This window comes from Ruegeria sp. YS9 (assembly GCF_024628725.1).
Classification (GTDB): domain Bacteria; phylum Pseudomonadota; class Alphaproteobacteria; order Rhodobacterales; family Rhodobacteraceae; genus Ruegeria; species Ruegeria atlantica_C.
On record NZ_CP102409.1, the window covers coordinates 474,921 to 494,005 of the forward strand.

The following is a 19,085-nucleotide window of genomic DNA, read 5'->3' on the forward strand; positions in this document are numbered from 1 at the left end:
CTATGCGAGTGCCCGCGCAAATGCCCTGCATTCGCGCACAGTCGAGGCCGGGATTTCTGTGCAACAAAGCTCCGCCAGATCGCAGTCTGTGACGTGGTTCACTGGATTTTTACAACTTTTCCCGCACAATAGAAGTCATTCACGGGGGAACGGATTTATGAGTACCTATGTTTCAAAGGAAATACGCGCCGAGTTGGACGCGGCCCGAATCGCGACATTGAAAAAAGCCAGCCGTTTACGGGTGGAAATGGGCGACAATACCTACAAAATACTCAAATTGTGGAAAGACGGTTTTACGGTTGAGGCGGAAACCACGCCGCGCCTGCGTGGGCTTGTGGATATCTATGACGGGGCCAACCACCTCTATCAGTGTCTCATCGTCGCGGATGAGGATGAGGGCGGTGAGATGCGGTATGAATTCAAACGCAGCACGGCGGCCCATGACAGCGCTCCGCTTGACTTTTACCGCGCGCCCGATGCGCCGATCGCCCTGCTGGGGCATGACGACTGAGGGCGAATTTCAACCGGAGTTCCGGTTTCGGTCAGGGTTTGGTCGACACCAGAGGCTTGCGGTGCCACCATAAAGGCAGGCCCGCGCGGGCCAAGCAGCGTCAGCCAATCAACCGGCCCCTGTAAACAACAGGGCAGGGCTTGCAAGCCCCGGCCGACGCATACTTATTGCAGATCCCCGAAAGCTCGTTTCAGCCGCAGGCAAGCTTCCTCGACCCGCGCCCGTTGCGTGGCGAGGTTGAACCGTTCAAACGTCTCGCCTCCAGTGCCGAAACCCGGACCCGACGATGTTGCGATCCGTGCGTCCTCGCGCAGACGGCGGACAAATTCGGCGTGATCCATGCCGGTGCCCGAGAAATCGACCCAGGCCAGATAGGTCGCCTGCAAGGGCATCGACCAGAGCCCCGGAATCTCGGCGATGGTCTGATCGAACAGACGCCGGTTTTCCTCCAGATGCGCGATCTGGGCATCCACCCATTCGGCCCCTTCGGGGCTGTAGGCAGCAGTGATCATCGCCACGCCCAGGGCGCTGGGATCGTAATCCAATGTTTGCAGCCGTTGCTTCATGGCCGCGCGCAGTTTGGGATCTGGAATGATCATGTTGCCGGTCCGCTGCCCGGCGATGTTGAAGGTCTTCGATGCCGCAGTCAGCGTCACGGTCCACGGGCGTGCATTCGGGGCCGCCACGTCCATTGGCACAAATTTTGTGCCGGGATAGACCAGATCGTGGTGAATCTCGTCGGATACCAGGATCAAACCGTTCCGTTCGGCAAACGCGGCCACGGCCTGCAACTCATCGGGTGTCCAGACACGACCCGACGGGTTTTGCGGCGAACACCACAGCAGCATCTTCTCGGACCCGTCCAACCGGGACTGGGCGTCGTCCAGATCAAGGCCGTAACTGTCCCCGTCCCGCACCAAAGGGCATTCCACGACCCGGCGGCCCGATTTGTTCACCTTGTGGGCAAACTCGTGGTAAACGGGGGTGAAGATCACGATGCCATCACCAGGATCGGTCCAGACATCCAGCGACAGGGCGATTGCATTGCCCAAGCCCTGCGTGGTCAGAATCCAATCCGTGTCGATTTCCCAATCGTGGCGGGTTTTCATCCACCACTGAACCGAGGCCAGGTAATCCGGGTGCATCCATGAATAGCCGAACACGCCGTGATCTGCGGCTTTGCGTACGGCCTCGATCACGCAGGGTGCCGTTTGGTAATCGGAATCGGCCGTCCACATGGCCAGACCGTCCTCGGGCGAGACGCCATACAGCATCTCCATCTTGTCCCATTTTGAACTGTTGGTGCCTCGGCGGTCGATCAGGTCGTTGAAAGTCATGTCTGCTCCATTTTCTCGACCGAAAGCTAACCGCAAATCGGGCAGGTGCAAGGGGGGCGTTGCGGCGCGGGGCGGGATGGCCTAAATCAGCCTCATGAAACGCACTATCCTGATCCATCCCGATCCCCGCCTGAAAAAGGTCTGCGCGCCCGTGTCCGACCTGACGGACGAGCTGCGCACGCTGGCTGACGACATGCTGGAAACCATGTATGACGCGCCGGGGATTGGCCTCGCCGCGCCGCAGATCGGTGTGCTGGAACGGTTGATCGTGCTGGATTGCATCAAGGAAGAAGGCGAGACCCCGCGCCCGCTGATCATGTTCAACCCTCAGGTCATCGCCTCTTCCGAGGAAACCAATGTGTACGAAGAAGGGTGCCTGTCGATCCCGGATCAATATGCCGAAGTGACCCGCCCCAAGGTGGTCGATGTCACCTGGATGGACGAGAAGGGAAACCTGCAACAGGAAACCTTTGACGGGCTTTGGGCCACTTGCGTGCAGCATGAAATCGACCATTTGAACGGCAAGCTGTTCATCGACTATCTCAAACCGCTGAAACGGCAGATGATTACCCGCAAGATGCAAAAGCTCAAACGTGAACGGGCGCGCGCATGACCGTCCGTACCTGTCTGCCCTGGCCCGACAAACGCTTGCGCACCAAGGCGGATGAAGTGACTGAAATCACCGATGACATTCGCCGGATCTGGCAGGATATGATCGACACGATGGAGGCCATGCCCGGTGTCGGTCTTGCCGCACCGCAGATCGGAGTGATGTTGCGGCTGGCCGTTGTCGATGGGTCGACCGAGCGGGGCAAGGCCGTGCGTCTGGCGAACCCGGAAATCCTGCACAGTTCGATCGAGTTGCGTGAACATGAAGAGGCCAGTCCGAACCTGCCGGGCGTGTCGGCCACGGTAAAACGCCCGCGTGCGGTGACTGTCAAATTCCTGAACGAGCAGGGCGTGGTGGACCGTCGCGATTTTGTCGGCATCGAGGCCACCAGTGTCCAGCACCAGATCGACCATCTGAATGGCCGGATGTTTTTTGACCGGCTCAGCAAGGTCAAACGCGACATGCTGCTTCGAAAAGCCAAGAAACAGGGGTAAAGATGCGCGTTGTTTTCATGGGAACCCCGGACTTCTCGGTGCCGGTTCTGGATGCACTGGTCGAGGCCGGGCATGAGATCGCCGCCGTCTATTGCCAGCCCCCGCGTCCGGCGGGGCGGGGCAAGAAGGATCGCCCAACGCCGGTTCACGCGCGGGCCCAGGCGCTGGGTCTGGACGTGCGTCACCCAACCTCGCTGAAACCGGCCGAAGAACAGGACAGTTTTGCGGCACTGAACGCGGATGTGGCGGTGGTTGTGGCTTATGGTCTGATCCTGCCCCAGCCCATCCTCGATGCACCGACTCATGGCTGCCTGAACATACATGCCAGCCTGTTGCCGCGCTGGCGCGGGGCGGCTCCGATTCATCGCGCGATCATGGCAGGCGATGCGCAAACCGGCATCTGTATCATGCAAATGGAGGCGGGCCTTGATACCGGCCCCGTTCTGCTGCGGCAGGCCACCGATATCGGGCCCGAGGAAACCACTGCGGACCTGCATGACCGGCTCTCGGAGATGGGCGCGGCCTTGATTGTCGAGGCGTTGGCAAAGCTGCCCGACCTGACCCCTGATCCGCAGCCCGAGATTGGTGTCACCTATGCCGCCAAGATCGACAAGTCCGAGGCCCGCGTGGACTGGTCGCGCCCCGCGGTCGAGGTCGATCGGCAGGTCCGCGGCCTGTCGCCCTTTCCCGGGGCCTGGACCGAGATTGACGGCAACAGGGTAAAACTCCTCGCTTCGCGCCTGGCCGAAGGGCAGGGCGCGCCGGGCGAGGTTCTGAATGACGATCTGTATGTGGCTTGCGGGCAGGGCGCCATAGAACTGCTGCGCTTGCAAAGGGCGGGCAAAGGCGCGCAGGATAGGGAAACGTTCCTGCGGGGCTGGCCAATCCCGATCGGCACCCGGATGTCTTCGGAGTAAAGCCATATGTTCATGGTGATGATGGGTACTGTCGTGATTGCCGGGATCGTCGGGTATCTGTCCGAACAGACCGGTTTCACCCATAACGGCTATTTGCAATCCATCATCATCTGTGTGGGCGGGGCGTTCCTGTTCTATTTCGTCCGTATCATGTTCGGTATCAGCTTTGGTCCTCCGGGGCTGGATGCGGTGATTTCCTCTGTTGGTGCCCTGATCATCGTGCCGACCCACTGGAGGAAGTGACATGCCAATCGTCGCCCTGATCATCATCGGTGCAGCGGCAGGGTTTCTGGCCACCCGCCTGATGCGGATCGAGGCGGATATCCCGACGACCATGCTGATCGGTATCGCAGGCGCCCTGATCGGAGGGATGCTGCTGCGGTTTCTTGTAACCGTTATGGGGTGGCTGTCTGGTTTTGTCGGGGCGGTTCTGGGTGCGTTGCTGGTGATTTGGATCTGGCAGACCTACCTGCGCCGCTAACCCCTTGACCCGGCGTCCTTCTTCCGTCCAGATCACATCCAACGAAAAAGGGAAATGATGATGCCGTATGGTTTGAAGCCGGGTGATGTCGCTCTGATGGGCGTTCCTTTGGATCTGCATTCCTCGTTTCTGCAAGGGCCGGCCTTCGCCCCCGGACGCATCCGCGAGGCGCTGCATTCCGGTGCCGCCAACCTGACGGCCGAGGATGGCACCGATCTGGGGGCAAGCAGCCAATTCCGGGATACCGGCGATCTTGATGTGTTCGAAATGCGCGGGCAGGAACCGATTGACCGGATCGAGGCCGAAGCGGCGAAACGGATCGCAACCGGCGCGCGCCTGTTGTCGCTGGGCGGCGACCATTCCGTGGCCTATCCGCTGATCAAGGCCCATTCAGACAGGTACGAAGACCTGAACATCCTGCATATCGACAGCCACCCGGATCTGTACGACACGCAGGATATCGGACCGCTCGGCCATGGCTGCCCCTTTGCCCGGGTGATGGAGACCTGCCCGGTCAAGCGTCTGGTGCAGGTCGGCATCCGCACCATGAACGCCCATCAGCGCGAACAGGCCGACAAGTTCGGCGTCGAGGTGATCGACATGCGCAACTGGAGCCCCGATTTGCAGATTGCCTTCGATGGCCCGGTCTACCTGTCACTGGACCTGGATGCGCTGGACCCGGCCTTTGCCCCCGGCGTCTCGCATCATGAACCCGGTGGGCTGAGCACGCGCGAGGTTGTCGACCTGATCCACCGGTTCAAAGGCCAGCTGGTCGGTGCGGATATCGTCGAGCTCAACCCGCATCGCGATCCCCATGGCATGACGGCGATGGTGGCCGCGAAGTTCGTCAAGGAAATCGGCGCGCGCTTGTTGAACGGCTAGTTTACCTTTCGTCGCACTCCGTCGCAGACCCAAGCGCCGGAGCACCTCTGGTGGTCAAACCGAAACGGTTCGCTTCGGTGGCGTTCATCCAGTGCATACTGTCGGCCGGGGCAGCGAACAGGGTGTACCAGTAAAACTCCTCATCCACGCCGATGTCTTTGAAATAGTCCAGATATCGATCATGTTCGGGGTCGTCCTCGGGCAAGTCGGTGGCCACCAGACCCGACCCGGCCCAGCTGTGGACACCGACACAGGCCCCCGGTTGCAGCACGCGGCGGTTTCCGGCCAGAAACAGATCGGTACCCCCGCTGGCAACCAGACCGTTCGAGGGCACGACAGTGTCGAACCCGGCCCTGTGCACTTCACGGGCGAAGATGACACTGGCGTCATCGTCAACAGATCCTTCAATGTACCGCAGAACCAGAGTGCGGGCTTCGGGGTTTTGGGCTTTCACTTCCTCAAAGGCAGACAGCGTCGTCTCGTCAATTGTGCCCGAGGCGATGATCTGGTCGCCCTGCGCAACAAAACTGACGGGGGTGTAATACGCACCGCATGAGGCGAGCAGGGCCAGGCAGGCTGTGATGGATGCAAGTCTGAATGTCACGTTGGCCTCTGGGCTGTGCTTTCAAAAGGGGTATCAGCATGCCGCTTTGGCGTCCACTGTCGGGCTCAGTTGCGCGGCGGCCGGCTTTTGTAGACCGGCAATTGCCAGCCAAACGTCAACGATCCGGCGCGCAACGCCCAGCACACCAGGGCGCAGAGGCCCAGGGAAAACGCAGGCGCCGCCCCCAACCCGGAAGCCAGCACCGCAGTCAGAGCACCTGTAAAGGCGCAGGACACATAAAGCTCGCCCTGTTTCAGCACCAGCGGTACTTCGTTGCAGACCACGTCACGCATCAGCCCGCCCAGGCATCCGGTGGTCACACCCATCAAAACGACAATGACGCCGGACTGATCCAGCGACAGCGCCGCGCCGGTTCCGGCCGCGACAGCCACCGACAGTGCAAAACTGTCCAGCCAGACCAGCCAGTTATAACGGCTTTCCACCAGATGTGCTGTAAAGAAAACCAGGACCGAAGCCGCGACTGCGATCAGGATGTAATCCGGCTGCCCAACCCAGAAGATCGGGTGACGATCCAGCAGAAGGTCGCGCACCGTACCGCCACCGACGGCGGTCAGGCAGGCCATGAAGGCAAATCCTACCAGATCCAGCTGGGCACGGCTGGCCACCAGTGCCCCTGTCAACGCGAAGATCAGAACCGAGGCATAGTCCAGCAGCGTCAGTGCAGTCACGCCTGTGCCTTTTTCGGTTTGAACGGCGCCATTCCGGCCCGGGCCAGCTCATCGGCCTTTTCATTCTCGGGATGGCCTGCGTGCCCTTTGACCCATTCCCATGTCACATCATGCCGTTCCTGCGCTTCATCCAGACGCTGCCACAGATCGACATTCTTGACCGGCTTCTTGTTCGAGGTTTTCCAGCCGTTGCGTTTCCAACCGAAAATCCACCCGGTGACGCCGTTCTTCACATAGGCGCTGTCGGTGACGACGGTAATCTTCGACGGTCGCTCCAGCGCTTCAAGCGCGCTGATGGCGGCCAGCAGTTCCATCCGGTTGTTGGTCGTCTCGGCCTCGCCCCCGTTGAGCTCACGCTCTTTCAGAACCCTGTCCCCGTCCATCGCGCGCAGTAGCACGCCCCAGCCGCCGGGGCCGGGGTTGCCGGAACAGGCACCGTCCGTATAGGCAAACAATTCAGGCATGGGCGAACACCAGAATGTACCCGTCATACGATCCGGCCAGGCCTTTTCCGATGCCGTGGACTGCGCGATCAATCGTGAACCCGGCCTTGTTCAAGGCGTCCTCGATCTCGGCCTCCGTGTAATAGGAATAATAACGATCCAGATCATCCCGGTGTTCACCAGTGCCCAGCTTCATCCCCAGAAACAGCTGTCCACCGGGTTTCAGAGCCCTGTGGATCGCTTGCAGATGGCGCGGGAAATCTGCGCGCGGCGCGTGCAACAGGGAAAAGCTGGCGTAAATCCCGTCATATTCGGCCGTCTCGGTGACGTCATCGAACGTACCCAGATGTGCATCCACACCGTTTTCGCGTGCATGTTCGACAAAGGCTGGCGTGGCATCCAGCGCGCGAACCTTCAGCCCCTGACGCATCAGGAACCCGCTGTCCGACCCCGGTCCGGACCCCAGATCCAGCACATAGCCGCCTGCGCCGACCGCATCGGCGAAAGCCTGACGGGCCTCAAGCTGCTCGGGCGGCAGAGGGATCTTCAGATATTCGGCCACCTTGTGTGTATAGGCGTTGATCGTACGTTCATCGGTCACAGGTACACTCCGACTGCAAGGCTGGCCAATACGACCGCGGTCAGCAGGATGCGCAACCGCATCCACCAGACCGGTGTCAGGCGCCAGTAGGAAAACAGGGCATCCAGCAACAACAAGCCAGCGAAGCCATACATCAGATTGGTGCCCGCATTTACCGGCCCGCCCCCTGTCATGGCAAAGGCCCAAAGCGCGGGCAGAACCGACAACAGATAACACAGGGCCGCCTTGCTGCCTGATGTCTTGGTGGCAAAACCCCAGAGAACACCGGACATGAAGCTGAGGATGACCGATCCATAGAACAGTTGCACATAGGGCCCCACGAAACGTGGGCCAAAGGTTTGCACGCCCCAGGCATTCAGGTCGCCGTTCAGATAGGTCAGGACGCCCCAGACAAACGGGATCAGTCCCGCCAGCCCCAGATAGAGCGGCGCTTTCGGCACTCCGTTCACGCCGGTTGCCTCAACACGCGGGGGACTTTGAACTCGACGTTTTCAACAGCGGTCTCGACCGGCTCGACGGTGACATCATAATGCGCGCTGAACGCTTCGATCACCTCGTTTACCAGAACTTCCGGGGCCGACGCGCCTGCGGTGACAGCCACGGTCGAGATACCCTCGAGCGCGCGCCAGTCAATCTCGGTGGCGCGCTGGACCAGCTGCGCGTACTGACACCCCTCGCGCGAGGCAACCTCGACAAGGCGGCGCGAGTTCGATGAGTTCGGAGCGCCCACAACCAGCAAAGCATCCGCCTTGGGGGCCACGGCCTTCACCGCTTCCTGCCGGTTGGTGGTGGCGTAACAGATATCTTCCTTGTGCGGTCCGACAATGGCTGGGAACCGGGCCTGAAGGGCGGCGATGATATCCTTGGTGTCATCGACCGAAAGGGTGGTTTGGGTGACAAAGGCCAGCTTATCCGGGTCACGCACCTGCACCTTTGCCACGTCGTCCACAGTTTCGACCAGCAGCACATCGCCCTCGGGCAACTGCCCCATGGTGCCAACGGTTTCGGGGTGGCCCTTGTGGCCGATCATGATCATCTGCAACCCCGCTTCCGCGTGGCGCTGCGCCTCGACATGCACCTTGGAAACCAGGGGGCAGGTGGCGTCCACATAGATCATCTCGCGCTGGGCAGCCTCGGCGGGAACGGATTTCGGCACCCCGTGGGCGGAAAAGATCACCGGGCGGTCATCGGGGCATTCCTGCAATTCCTCGACGAAAACGGCCCCTTTGGCGCGAAGGCCATCGACCACGAATTTGTTGTGCACGATCTCGTGGCGCACATAGACCGGTGGGCCCCATTTCTGCAAAGCCATCTCAACGATTTTGATGGCACGGTCCACACCGGCGCAGAACCCGCGTGGGGCGGCAAGGTAAAGTGTCAGTGGCGGCTTTTTCATCAGGCTGTCTCCTTATGGCACAGGTAAGTCTTTTCCCGGCCTTGGTCCAGACAGGACATCGTCATTCCTCTGACACGAATCGTTGCTAATCGGGTGATGTTTAAGCACCTGTACCTTGTTAAAGAAGCGCGGCCAGGACCGATGTCCTGACCGCGCGATTTTTCCCCATCATGACAGGCCTGTCGCCTTGTCAGCTGTTGCTGGCAACAGCGACGCTGCGATGCTCCGTCGGCATTTCACGCGGCGGGCGGCCGATGACATCGCGCAGGTCTTCCAGCTCGATGAAATTGTCGGCCTGGCGGCGCAGTTCGTCCGAGATCATCGGCGGCTGGCTGCGGATGGTCGAAACCACCGATACACGCACACCCTGCCGTTGCAGGCTTGCGATCAACGGGCGGAAATCCCCATCACCCGAGAACAGCACGATATGATCGACGCGCGGCGCCAGTTCCATGGCATCGACGGTAAGTTCGATATCCATGTTTCCTTTGACTTTCCGACGCCCCATGCTGTCGGTGTATTCCTTGGCCGGTTTCGTGACCATGGTGAAGCCGTTGTAATGCAGCCAGTCAACCAATGGACGGATCGGCGAATACTCGTCGTTTTCCAGCAGCGCTGTATAGTAGAAGGCCCGCAGAAGCTTGCCGCGGCGCATGAATTCCTGCCGCAGAAGTTTGTAGTCAATGTCGAAACCGAGTGCTTTTGCCGCGGCATAAAGATTCGAGCCGTCGATGAACAGCGCTAGCCGTTCGTCTTTATAAAACATAAATGTTCCCTTCCGGTATAATCCAGTGCGTGCCGCGTTACGTGAGTGAGTGAGTGATAAAATGACGCGCGCTGGTAGGCCTATAATTAGAACTTCTGTCGGTTATCGCAAGTATGCAATGTGTCGAATGTAGGGTATCACATGAGCAAATCCATGCCAAATGCCGTTGTTGCGCTGGGCGCAAATCTCGATTTGAGAGGAAACGGTCCCGCTGTAACACTTCAGAACGCGCTTGACGCGTTATCGCGTCACGATGTGGTGATTCGCTCTGTCAGTCGTTTTTTTGCTACCCCGTGCTTTCCCGCCGGGGCCGGCCCGGATTATGTGAATGCCGCGGCGCTGATTGCAACCGAGAAATCTCCTTCGCAACTGTTGCAAGTGCTGCACGAGGTGGAACAGGAATTCGGGCGCGAACGGGTGCAGCGCTGGGGGATGCGGACGCTGGATCTGGATCTGGTCTGTTTCCAGGATCTGGTCCTGCCGGATCGCGCCACGTTTGATCGCTGGCTGACCCTGCCGACCGACGCGCAAAGGCAAGAGGCGCCGGATCAGTTGATCTTGCCGCATCCGCGCCTTCAGGATCGCGCCTTTGTTCTGGTGCCGATGGCCGATATTGTGCCCGACTGGCGTCATCCGGTTCTGGGTCGCACGGTCTGCGAGATGATCCAGACCCTTCCCGCGGCAGAGGTTGCGGCGGTCACGGCGCTGTAATCCGTGCAAATGCAGCATTTCCTGCTTGTCAAGGCGCGGATTCGCGCTTAGATAAACCCCTTCCTGACATGGATTCAGAAACGGAGAGCGCCCAATGGCCCGCGTGACGGTTGAAGATTGCGTAGACAAGGTTCCAAACCGGTTCGAGCTGGTGATGCTCGCCGCCCATCGGGCGCGTGAGATTTCCGCCGGTGCAGCGATTACCGTTGACCGCGACAACGACAAGAACCCTGTCGTGTCTCTGCGTGAGATCGCCGACGAAACCCAAAGCGCGGACGAGCTGCGCGAGCGCCTGATCGAGGCCAACCAGACCCAGATCGAGGTTGATGAGCCCGAAGAAGATCAGATGGCGCTGCTGATGGGTGCCGAAACGGACAAACCCGCCATGGACGACATGTCCGAAGAGAAGCTCCTGCGCGCTCTGATGGAGGCTCAAGGGCAGGGGTAAGCCCTGAAGACGAAGGTGCGGACCGGATGATTTCTGCTGACGATCTGATTGCGCTGGTCCGCAACTACAATCCCAAGACGAATGCCGACCGCATTGCGCTGGCCTACGAATTCGGCCAGCAGATGCACGAAGGGCAGTTTCGCCATTCCGGCGAGCCCTATTTCACCCATCCCGTTGCCGTTGCCGCCATCCTGACCGAACAGCGTCTGGATGATGCGACCATCATCACGGCGCTGCTGCACGACACGATCGAAGACACCAAGGCCAACTATGGCAAGGTGGCTGAACTTTTCGGGGATGAGGTCGCCAAACTGGTCGACGGCGTCACCAAGCTGACCAATCTGCAACTGTCCAGCCGCGAGACCAAGCAGGCCGAGAACTTCCGCAAGCTGTTCATGGCCATGTCCAAGGACCTGCGGGTCATTCTGGTCAAGCTCGCCGACCGTTTGCACAACATGCGGACGATCAAGGCGATGCGTCCCGAAAAACAGATCGTCAAAGCGCGCGAGACGATGGATATCTACGCACCGCTTGCGGGCCGGATGGGCATGCAGTGGATGCGCGAGGAACTGGAAGACCTGGCTTTCCGTGTCCTCAACCCTGAAGGCCGCCAGTCGATCATCCGCCGCTTTATCACTTTGCAACGGGAAACCGGCGACGTGATCCACCGCATCACCGGCGACATGCGGCACGAGCTGGAGAAAGTGGGCATCGAGGCCGAGGTGTTCGGCCGCGCCAAGAAACCCTATTCGATCTGGCGCAAGATGCAGGAAAAGGATCAGGGCTTCTCGCGCCTGTCCGACATCTACGGGTTCCGCATCATCACCCAGACCGAGGAAGACTGCTATCGAACCCTGGGTGCCATCCACCAGCGCTGGCGCGCGGTGCCGGGGCGCTTCAAGGACTATATCAGCCAGCCCAAATCCAACGGCTACCGCTCCATCCATACAACCGTTTCCGGCCGGGACGGTAAACGGGTCGAGGTCCAGATCCGCACCCGCCAGATGCATGACGTGGCCGAAACCGGCGTCGCGGCGCATTGGTCCTATCGCGACGGTGTGCGCACGGAAAACCCGTTCGCCGTCGATCCTGCCAAGTGGATTTCCAACCTGACCGAGCAGTTCGACAACGAGGAAGATCACGAAGACTTCCTCGAAGCCGTCAAGCTCGAGATGTATTCGGACCAGGTGTTCTGTTTCACCCCCAAAGGCGACGTGGTGAAACTGCCACGTGGCGCGACACCGATCGATTTTGCCTATGCCATTCACACCCGGATCGGTCATGCCTGTGTCGGGGCCAAGGTTGACGGTATCCGCGTTCCGCTCTGGACGCGGCTCAAGAATGGCCAGTCCGTGGACATCATCACCGCCGATGGTCAGACGCCACAGGTCACGTGGCTGGAGATTGCAGTTACCGGCAAGGCCCGTACCGCCATTCGCCGCGCCCTGCGCGAGGTGGATCGGGAACGATTTATCAAGCTGGGCAAGGAACTGGCCCGTTCCGGTTTCGAGCACGTGGGCCGCAAGGCGACCGACAAGGCGCTCGATACCGCGGCGAAACACCTGCGCCTGAAAGATCGGCACGAGCTTCTGGCCCGCCTTGGCAGTGCCGAACTGACTGCGCATGAGGTGGTTCAGGCCGTCTATCCCGAACTTGCCAAGGACGACGGCGACGCCATTCCGCTGCGCCGTGCAGTGATCGGTCTGGAGCCGGGACAGAAGTTCGACCGTGCCCCCTGCTGTCAGCCGCTGCCGGGGGAACGGATCGTCGGCATCACCTATCGGGGCAAGGGCGTGGTTGTACATGCCATCGATTGCGACCGGCTCAGCGAGTTCGAAGGCGAACCTGACCGTTGGGTCGATCTGCACTGGCATTCGGGCACGCACCCGGCCGTCTATGGCGCGACTTTGGATCTGACCATTGGCAACGATGCCGGGGTTCTGGGGCGTATTTGCACATTGATCGGCGAGAAAAAGGCCAATATCTCGAACCTCGAGTTTGTCGATCGCAAACCGGATTTTTACCGCCTTCTGATCAATGTCGAACTGCGCGACCTTGAACAGCTTCACTCACTCATGCTGATGCTGGAGGCGGAAAGCGATGTTGCTGCGGTCGAACGGTATCGGGATCAGGTCAAAACTTCGGTTGCGGCTGGCTGAGAAGGGGTGATCACGGGTGGTATTCAAGCGCCGAGACCGACGCTCTCCAGTCCAGATCGCATCGGATTTCGTCTATCCGCGTGGCGGATGGACCCGCGCCTTCCATTACGTGAAACACCGCGTCCGGCGCTTGCCGGATACCCCTGACCGGATCGCGCGCGGTATAGGGGCGGGCGTCTTTGCGGCCTTTACGCCGTTTTACGGGTTGCATTTTCTTGTCGCCGCCATCGGTGCCCGGCTGATCAAGGGGAACATTCTGGCCGCGCTCAGCGGCACGTTTTTCGGCAACCCGCTCACCTATGTTCCGATCGGAGTGATCTGTCTTCAGACCGGGCATTTCCTGCTGGGCACCGAATACGAAGAAGGCGACACACAGGGGCTTATGGGCAAATTCGCCAGTGCCCTGGGGGATCTCAAGAACAATTTCCTGGCGTTGTTTACGGATCGCGTGGCCGACTGGCACGGGCTGTCGCAGTTCTACGACGACGTCTTCTACCCCTATATGATCGGTGGGATCATTCCGGGCCTCGTTGCGGGGGTGATCTGCTATTACCTCAGCCTGCCGCTGATCCTGACGTATCAGCAGCGTCGTCGCGCCAGAATCAAGGCGAAGTTTGATGAAATCAAGCGTTTGGCCGAAGATTCGGCTGCCGTTTCTTCGGCAGAGCCTCTAGGCTCGGGCCAAAGCATGCAAAAGGAATCGAGGGATGTCTGAGAACCATCTGCGTCTGGGTGTGAACATCGATCACGTGGCCACGGTGCGCAATGCGCGGGGCGGGGACTATCCGGATCCGCTGCGCGCTGCCAAACTGGCGGAAGAAGCGGGCGCGGATGGCATCACCGCGCATCTGCGCGAAGATCGACGCCATATCTCGGACGCCGATATCGACGGGCTGATGGAAGTTCTGTCGGTGCCGCTGAACTTTGAGATGGCCGCGACGCCCGAGATGCAGCAGATCGCCTTGCGCCACAAACCGCACGCGGTCTGCATCGTTCCCGAAAAGCGCGAGGAGCGCACCACCGAGGGCGGTCTTGAAGTCGCGCGCGAGGAAAACAAGCTGGCGCATTTCATCGCCCCTCTGCGTGATGTCGGCTGTCGCGTTTCGATCTTCATCGCCGCCGATCAGCGTCAGATCGAGGCCGCGCATCGCATCGGTGCCGAAGTGATTGAGCTGCACACCGGCGCCTATTGCGATGCCCATGCCGAAGGCCGCATGGAAGATGCCGAACGCGAGCTTGAATCGCTGCGCCAGATGTCCTCTTTCGCCCATTCGCTGGGGCTTGAGGTTCATGCGGGCCATGGCCTGACCTATGACACGGTGAAGCCGGTCGCCGCTTTCCCAGAGGTCAAGGAACTGAATATCGGTCATTTCCTGATTGGCGAGGCGATTTTTCTGGGCCTGACCCCGGCCATTCAGGAAATGCGTCGCCTGATGGACGAGGCGCGGGCGTGATCACCCCAGGCTTTGTCGCCATCTGGCTGGCCTGGCTGATGGCCGGAGGCTCTCCGGGCCCCGCCACGATGGGCATTGCCGGAACCGCCATGAACGAAGGCCGCACCGCTGGGCTGGCCTTTGCACTGGGCATCTGTGCCGGGTCCGCCGCCTGGGGCATTGCCGCAGCACTTGGCCTGTCGGCGATCATGCTGGCCAATGTCTGGGTGTTCGAGGTGATCCGCTATGTCGGTGTGGCCTATCTGGGTTGGCTGGCGCTGAAGGCCTTGCGCCGCGCGATGACCTCGGACGAGGTCGCTTTGGGCAAACCGGTCACGGGCGCGCTGCCGACCATCTTTGCCAAAGGCGCGGCCATTCACCTGACCAACCCCAAGGCGATCCTCAGCTGGGGCTCGATCTATGCCATCGTCGCGCCCAATGATGCCAGCCTGTCGATGCTGCTGGGCTATTTCGCCATGCTCTATGCCGGATCGTTGATGATCTTTATCGGCTACGCGTTTCTGTTCTCATCCGAGCGCATGGTCCGCATCTACCGCCGCGCCCGCCGCTGGTTCGATTTCGCCTTTGCAGGGTTCTTCGGAGTGGCGAGTTACAAGATCCTGACGGTGCGGTTGTCATGATACTTGGCATCGGCACAGACCTCGCAAACATTGACCGCATTCAGGGCACGCTCGACCGTTTCGGCGACCGGTTCCGCAACCGGGTCTTTACTGACACCGAACAGCGCAAAGCCGAACGCCGCGCCGACACCGCGGGTACGTATGCCAAGCGCTGGGCCGCGAAAGAGGCCTGTTCCAAGGCGCTGGGCACCGGTCTGCGCATGGGCATCGCGTGGAAAGACATGGCCGTCACCAATCTGCGCACCGGCCAGCCCGTGATGCATGTGACAGGCTGGGCCGCCGAACGCCTGAATGAAATGACCCCCGAAGGGCACGAGGCGATCATCCATGTCACCCTGACCGATGACCATCCTTGGGCGCAGGCTTTCGTGGTGATCGAAGCGCGTCCGCTTAAAGATCACACCACGCAGCCTTGACTTGCCCCCATCGCCCCCGCATGTAGCAGCGAAGCCAAGCAAAGAACTGGAGAGAGCAGTATGGCCGAGGAAGCCAAGACCGGAAATCCCGTCTGGGAGACGATCAAGACTATCGTCTATGCGCTGCTGATTGCCGGCGTGTTCCGTACCCTCTTCTTTCAGCCGTTCTGGATCCCCTCGGGCTCGATGAAGCAGACGCTGCTGATCGGCGATTTCCTCTTCGTCAACAAGATGGCTTATGGCTATTCCTACGCATCCTGCCCCAGCCTGATCATCCCCAGCGTCGGCCTGAACGTGGATGCCGAAGATATCTGTGGCTGGATGCAGGGCGAAGACAATACCCGTATCTGGGGCGGTGATCCGGAACGTGGCGATGTCATCGTCTTTCGCCATCCGGTCACCGGGCGTGATTATATCAAACGCCTGATTGGCTTGCCGGGCGACCGGATCCAGGTCCGCAATGGCCAGATCATCCTCAATGGCACTCCGGTTCCTCAGCAGCCCGATGGCGTGTTCACCGAAGTCGCGGAACCGCAAGGCCCACAGCGCCTACGCCCGCGCTGTGAAAACGGCCCTGTCGGTATTGGCGGCACCTGTGAAAAATCGCGCCTGATCGAAACCCTGCCCAATGGCGTGTCCTACGACGTGCTGAACATCGGCAACCAGGCATCGGATAATACCGGCATCTACACCGTGCCCGAGGGCCATTATTTCTTCATGGGCGACAACCGTGACAATTCCAGCGACAGCCGTCTGCCGCAATCTGCCGGCGGTGTCGGATACGTGCCTTACGAAAACCTGATTGGTCGCGCCGACCGGATCATGTTCTCGTCCGCGGGCCGTTCGATGCTGTTCTTCTGGACATGGCGCGGTGATCGGTTCTTCAAGGCGGTCAATTGAAGCTTTCGTCTGAGATAAAGGCGTTCCAGCGGCGATTGGGGTATGAGTTCAAAAACCCCGAACTGCTGGTGCGCGCGCTGACCCATGGCTCGGTGTCTTCGTCCACCCGACCCGACAACCAGCGGCTGGAGTTTCTGGGTGACCGCGTTCTGGGCCTGGTCATGGCCACCGCGTTGCTTGAAGCTGACAAAAAAGCCTCCGAAGGCCAGTTGGCCCCCCGGTTCAACGCATTGGTCCGCAAAGAGGCCTGTGCAGATGTGGCCCGCCAGATCGATCTGGGCGCGGTGTTGAAACTCGGCCGGTCCGAGATGCTGTCCGGTGGCCGTCGCAAGCAAGCGCTGCTGGGCGATGCGATGGAGGCCGTGATCGCCGCCATCTATCGGGATGCCGGGTTCGAGGCTGCCCGCGATGTCATCCTGGCGCTTTGGGGGGACCGCATCCACAAGGTCGAGGCAGATGCGCGTGACGCCAAGACCTCGTTGCAGGAATGGGCGCAGGCGCGTGGGCAAAAGCCGCCCTCATACGTCGAAATCAAACGCATCGGCCCGGACCACGCCCCGATCTTCACCATCGCCGCCCGCCTTCAGGACGGCACCGAGGCACAGGCCACCGCAGGATCCAAACGTCAGGCCGAACAGGCCGCGGCGAAAGCTTTGCTGGAGCGGTTGAGTCCGGCCAGCTCGTCCTAGGGGCATGAAGCTCAGACCAGCCCGGAAATCGGACGCGGCCAGCCTGGCCGCGTTGTCGATCGAAGTCTGGATCGGCACCTACCTGCGCCATGGCGTAAGTTCTTTCTTCGCCGAGTTTGCATTGTCCGAGTTCACAACCGCACGGTTCGAAGCGCTGCTTGAGGAAGAGAGTGATCTTCTGGTGGTGTCTGAAAACCGCGATGGAATCGATGGCTACATTCGGTTGGCAGAGGGCCGTCCCGCCCCCATCGACGGGCTTTCCGATCTTGAGATCGTGACCTTTTACGTGCAGCCGCGCCACCACGGAAAGGGCATCGGGTCAGCGTTGTTGCAGGTGGCCATTGACCATTGCCGGAACAAAGGCCGCCCCGAAATCTGGCTGACGACCAATTCCCAGAACGCTCCGGCCATTGATTTCTACCTGTCCAAAGGCTTCCGTCAGGTCGGCGTCACGGATTTCCGTATCGCGGACCAAGCCTATCCGAACCACGTTCTGGCGTTGAACATGTCACCACCGGGCTAGGGTCAGATTACCCGGATGAACCCGGCCAGTCCGGTTTTCTGGTGTTCGATCACGTGGCAATGAAACGCCCAGTCGCCGGGATTGTCCGCGACCAGCGCGATGTCGACGGTCTCATCTTTTAGCAATAGCATGGTATCGGACAGCAACGGTGGCAGTTTGCGCAGGTTCGACGTCAGCGGAACAAAGGCCAGCCCGTGCAGATGGATCGGGTGCAGGTTGGGCGATTCATTGCGCAGTCGCAGAACATAGCTCTTGCCTCGTTGCAGCACGGCCAGTGGCCCGGTTCCCTGCGCCGCATCGCCCGGCCAGGGCGTTCGGTTGATCGACCAGAAACTATAGCCCAAAGACCCGCAGAACCCGTCATTCGGGGCGCCGCCTTCCGGGGTCCAGCCGAACACGAACTCATGCAACTCGGCCTGACCCAGATCAGGGCGCGCGACAGGGTTTGCCTGCAATGGGCGCAGCTCTCGCAGATCACGCGCAATGGACTGTCCCGTGGCCCGCAACCGGACCATGGCGCGGTGTTTCTGCCCGGGAAACTTTGCCATCAACTGGGCTGACTGCCCCTCGTCGTCCGGCATCCGAACCGCCAGGTCCACCCTTTGACCCGGGGCCAGCAAGAGCGGCTGGGCTGCTGTGGGCCGTGTCACGTCTGTTTCTACCGGATGTCCGTCCCATGCGATGATCCGGGTCTCGGCCCCTTCGGGATGCAAGTTGTAGATACGGGTCGTGTCCGTGTTGACCACCCGTACGCGCACCAGGCTGCCCGCGGCGTGGTCATATACTGCCTCGCTCTGCCAATTGGCGGTCTGCACGTTGCCGAACGTGCCGGCCCGCGCCGCGCCGCGGGCGGTATAAGCGGGCAGAAACGCGCCATCTTCGTCCAGCCGGAAATCCCGCAGATTGATCACCTGTTCGCTGTCGAATCCCGGGTCTTCCGGTTCGGCAATCACCATCACACCGGTCAGCCCATGGGACATCTGGTCCATCGTCATGCAATGGGGATGATACCAATACGTGCCCGCATCCGGCGGCGTGAGTTCATAGGTAAAGCTTTCGTTCTCGCCGATGGGCATCTGGGTCAGATAGGGCACACCGTCCATTTCGTTGCGGATGCGCAGCCCGTGCCAATGCATCCCAGTATAATCGGGCAGGGTATTGCGCACCGTCAGGCGCAATGTTTCGCCCTGGCGCCCGTAAAGAACCGGCGGCGGCGCATCCGGTGACAGGCTGACCATCCCCATGGTCGGCTGATCGCGCAACCGATAGCTGGCAGGTTGCAACACCAGCTCCTGCGCAGCATCGCTGGCCGTCAGAGGCAACGCTCCCAACCCCAAAACACTTGCAGCGGCGCTGCTTCCAAGAAGAAACTCGCGACGTTTCATGAAAACCTCACTGAACGGATTTGATGCCGGGCTGTGAATGGCTGGGCGT

General features: G+C 60.5%; 26 protein-coding genes. 17 read left to right on the forward strand and 9 right to left on the reverse strand.

Going from position 1 to position 19,085, the window contains the following annotated elements; translation table 11 throughout:
* Positions 1-157 precede the first annotated feature (157 nt).
* Complete coding sequence (locus NOR97_RS02510) at positions 158-511, forward strand: hypothetical protein (RefSeq protein ID WP_257600115.1); 354 nt, start codon at positions 158-160, stop codon at positions 509-511.
* 164 nt (positions 512-675) lie between these two features.
* Here NOR97_RS02510 and NOR97_RS02515 read toward each other — a convergent pair whose 3' ends face one another.
* The gene (locus NOR97_RS02515; RefSeq protein ID WP_170344818.1) at positions 676-1,848 is read right to left on the reverse strand and encodes a MalY/PatB family protein; all 1,173 of its coding nucleotides are present in this window, start codon (positions 1,846-1,848) and stop codon (positions 676-678) included.
* A gap of 94 nt (positions 1,849-1,942) precedes the next feature.
* Between NOR97_RS02515 and def (NOR97_RS02520) the strand changes: the two genes are divergently transcribed.
* The 6 genes from def (NOR97_RS02520) to speB are packed head-to-tail and all read left to right on the forward strand — an operon-like array spanning position 1,943 to position 5,232.
* Positions 1,943-2,461 (forward strand): peptide deformylase, encoded by a 519-nt coding sequence (gene def / locus NOR97_RS02520; protein ID WP_171364547.1) that lies wholly within the window; start codon positions 1,943-1,945, stop codon positions 2,459-2,461.
* Positions 2,458-2,952 carry a peptide deformylase gene (gene def, locus NOR97_RS02525; RefSeq protein WP_257600116.1) on the forward strand — a complete coding sequence of 165 codons (495 nt, stop codon included), beginning with the start codon at positions 2,458-2,460 and terminating at the stop codon, positions 2,950-2,952. Before def (NOR97_RS02520) ends, def (NOR97_RS02525) begins: the two co-directional genes overlap by 4 nt.
* Positions 2,953-2,954: 2 nt before the next feature.
* Positions 2,955-3,869 (forward strand): methionyl-tRNA formyltransferase, encoded by a 915-nt coding sequence (gene fmt / locus NOR97_RS02530; protein WP_257600117.1) that lies wholly within the window; start codon positions 2,955-2,957, stop codon positions 3,867-3,869.
* A gap of 6 nt (positions 3,870-3,875) precedes the next feature.
* A complete protein-coding gene (locus NOR97_RS02535) occupies positions 3,876-4,112 on the forward strand; it encodes a hypothetical protein (protein WP_170344822.1) in 237 nt (78 codons plus the stop codon).
* A 1-nt stretch (position 4,113) separates the two neighbouring features.
* Complete coding sequence (locus tag NOR97_RS02540; RefSeq protein ID WP_171120279.1) at positions 4,114-4,350, forward strand: GlsB/YeaQ/YmgE family stress response membrane protein; 237 nt, start codon at positions 4,114-4,116, stop codon at positions 4,348-4,350.
* 54 nt (positions 4,351-4,404) lie between these two features.
* Entirely contained in the window at positions 4,405-5,232 is an 828-nt protein-coding gene (gene speB / locus NOR97_RS02545) for an agmatinase (protein WP_257600118.1), read from the forward strand.
* A 1-nt stretch (position 5,233) separates the two neighbouring features.
* Here the strand turns inward: speB and NOR97_RS02550 are convergent, their stop codons facing one another.
* The 7 genes from NOR97_RS02550 to NOR97_RS02580 form a co-directional block, all read right to left on the reverse strand.
* Complete coding sequence (locus NOR97_RS02550) at positions 5,234-5,836, reverse strand: alpha/beta hydrolase (protein ID WP_257600119.1); 603 nt, start codon at positions 5,834-5,836, stop codon at positions 5,234-5,236.
* A 65-nt stretch (positions 5,837-5,901) separates the two neighbouring features.
* On the reverse strand, positions 5,902-6,525 hold the full coding sequence (locus NOR97_RS02555) for a trimeric intracellular cation channel family protein (protein WP_171169182.1): 624 nt from the start codon (positions 6,523-6,525) through the stop codon (positions 5,902-5,904).
* Positions 6,522-6,989, reverse strand: coding sequence for a ribonuclease HI (gene rnhA, locus NOR97_RS02560; RefSeq protein WP_171232686.1), 468 nt, complete (start codon positions 6,987-6,989; stop codon positions 6,522-6,524). The genes NOR97_RS02555 and rnhA overlap by 4 nt, the downstream gene beginning before the upstream one ends.
* Positions 6,982-7,569: a bifunctional 2-polyprenyl-6-hydroxyphenol methylase/3-demethylubiquinol 3-O-methyltransferase UbiG gene (locus tag NOR97_RS02565; protein WP_170344827.1), complete on the reverse strand. Its 588-nt coding sequence runs from the start codon at positions 7,567-7,569 to the stop codon at positions 6,982-6,984. Before NOR97_RS02565 ends, rnhA begins: the two co-directional genes overlap by 8 nt.
* Positions 7,566-8,018, reverse strand: coding sequence for a DUF3429 domain-containing protein (locus NOR97_RS02570; RefSeq protein WP_257600120.1), 453 nt, complete (start codon positions 8,016-8,018; stop codon positions 7,566-7,568). Before NOR97_RS02570 ends, NOR97_RS02565 begins: the two co-directional genes overlap by 4 nt.
* Positions 8,015-8,965: a 4-hydroxy-3-methylbut-2-enyl diphosphate reductase gene (gene ispH / locus NOR97_RS02575; protein ID WP_257600121.1), complete on the reverse strand. Its 951-nt coding sequence runs from the start codon at positions 8,963-8,965 to the stop codon at positions 8,015-8,017. Before ispH ends, NOR97_RS02570 begins: the two co-directional genes overlap by 4 nt.
* A gap of 190 nt (positions 8,966-9,155) precedes the next feature.
* Complete coding sequence (locus tag NOR97_RS02580) at positions 9,156-9,731, reverse strand: NYN domain-containing protein (protein ID WP_117869875.1); 576 nt, start codon at positions 9,729-9,731, stop codon at positions 9,156-9,158.
* Between the two features lie 141 nt (positions 9,732-9,872).
* On the opposite strand from NOR97_RS02580, the gene folK reads away from it, so the two are divergent.
* From folK to NOR97_RS02630, 10 genes are all read left to right on the forward strand, one after another.
* Positions 9,873-10,442 (forward strand): 2-amino-4-hydroxy-6-hydroxymethyldihydropteridine diphosphokinase, encoded by a 570-nt coding sequence (folK, locus tag NOR97_RS02585; protein ID WP_257600122.1) that lies wholly within the window; start codon positions 9,873-9,875, stop codon positions 10,440-10,442.
* A 94-nt stretch (positions 10,443-10,536) separates the two neighbouring features.
* The gene (rpoZ, locus tag NOR97_RS02590) at positions 10,537-10,890 is read left to right on the forward strand and encodes a DNA-directed RNA polymerase subunit omega (RefSeq protein WP_117869873.1); all 354 of its coding nucleotides are present in this window, start codon (positions 10,537-10,539) and stop codon (positions 10,888-10,890) included.
* A 26-nt stretch (positions 10,891-10,916) separates the two neighbouring features.
* On the forward strand, positions 10,917-13,049 hold the full coding sequence (locus NOR97_RS02595; protein WP_170344831.1) for a bifunctional (p)ppGpp synthetase/guanosine-3',5'-bis(diphosphate) 3'-pyrophosphohydrolase: 2,133 nt from the start codon (positions 10,917-10,919) through the stop codon (positions 13,047-13,049).
* Positions 13,050-13,065: 16 nt separating this feature from the next.
* The gene (locus NOR97_RS02600) at positions 13,066-13,764 is read left to right on the forward strand and encodes a DUF2062 domain-containing protein (RefSeq protein WP_170344832.1); all 699 of its coding nucleotides are present in this window, start codon (positions 13,066-13,068) and stop codon (positions 13,762-13,764) included.
* The gene (locus tag NOR97_RS02605; RefSeq protein ID WP_170344833.1) at positions 13,757-14,503 is read left to right on the forward strand and encodes a pyridoxine 5'-phosphate synthase; all 747 of its coding nucleotides are present in this window, start codon (positions 13,757-13,759) and stop codon (positions 14,501-14,503) included. Before NOR97_RS02600 ends, NOR97_RS02605 begins: the two co-directional genes overlap by 8 nt.
* The gene (locus tag NOR97_RS02610; protein WP_170344834.1) at positions 14,500-15,123 is read left to right on the forward strand and encodes a LysE family translocator; all 624 of its coding nucleotides are present in this window, start codon (positions 14,500-14,502) and stop codon (positions 15,121-15,123) included. The genes NOR97_RS02605 and NOR97_RS02610 overlap by 4 nt, the downstream gene beginning before the upstream one ends.
* Positions 15,120-15,539, forward strand: coding sequence for a holo-ACP synthase (acpS, locus tag NOR97_RS02615; RefSeq protein ID WP_257600123.1), 420 nt, complete (start codon positions 15,120-15,122; stop codon positions 15,537-15,539). The genes NOR97_RS02610 and acpS overlap by 4 nt, the downstream gene beginning before the upstream one ends.
* Positions 15,540-15,599: 60 nt before the next feature.
* Positions 15,600-16,439 (forward strand): signal peptidase I, encoded by an 840-nt coding sequence (lepB, locus tag NOR97_RS02620; protein ID WP_171617536.1) that lies wholly within the window; start codon positions 15,600-15,602, stop codon positions 16,437-16,439.
* Positions 16,436-17,128, forward strand: coding sequence for a ribonuclease III (gene rnc / locus NOR97_RS02625; RefSeq protein ID WP_257600124.1), 693 nt, complete (start codon positions 16,436-16,438; stop codon positions 17,126-17,128). The genes lepB and rnc overlap by 4 nt, the downstream gene beginning before the upstream one ends.
* 4 nt (positions 17,129-17,132) lie before the next feature.
* Positions 17,133-17,651, forward strand: a complete 519-nt coding sequence (locus NOR97_RS02630; protein WP_170344838.1) for a GNAT family N-acetyltransferase — start codon at positions 17,133-17,135, stop codon at positions 17,649-17,651.
* Between the two features lie 2 nt (positions 17,652-17,653).
* Here the strand turns inward: NOR97_RS02630 and NOR97_RS02635 are convergent, their stop codons facing one another.
* Positions 17,654-19,036, reverse strand: a complete 1,383-nt coding sequence (locus NOR97_RS02635) for a multicopper oxidase family protein (RefSeq protein WP_257600125.1) — start codon at positions 19,034-19,036, stop codon at positions 17,654-17,656.
* Between the last annotated feature and the right edge of the window lie 49 nt (positions 19,037-19,085).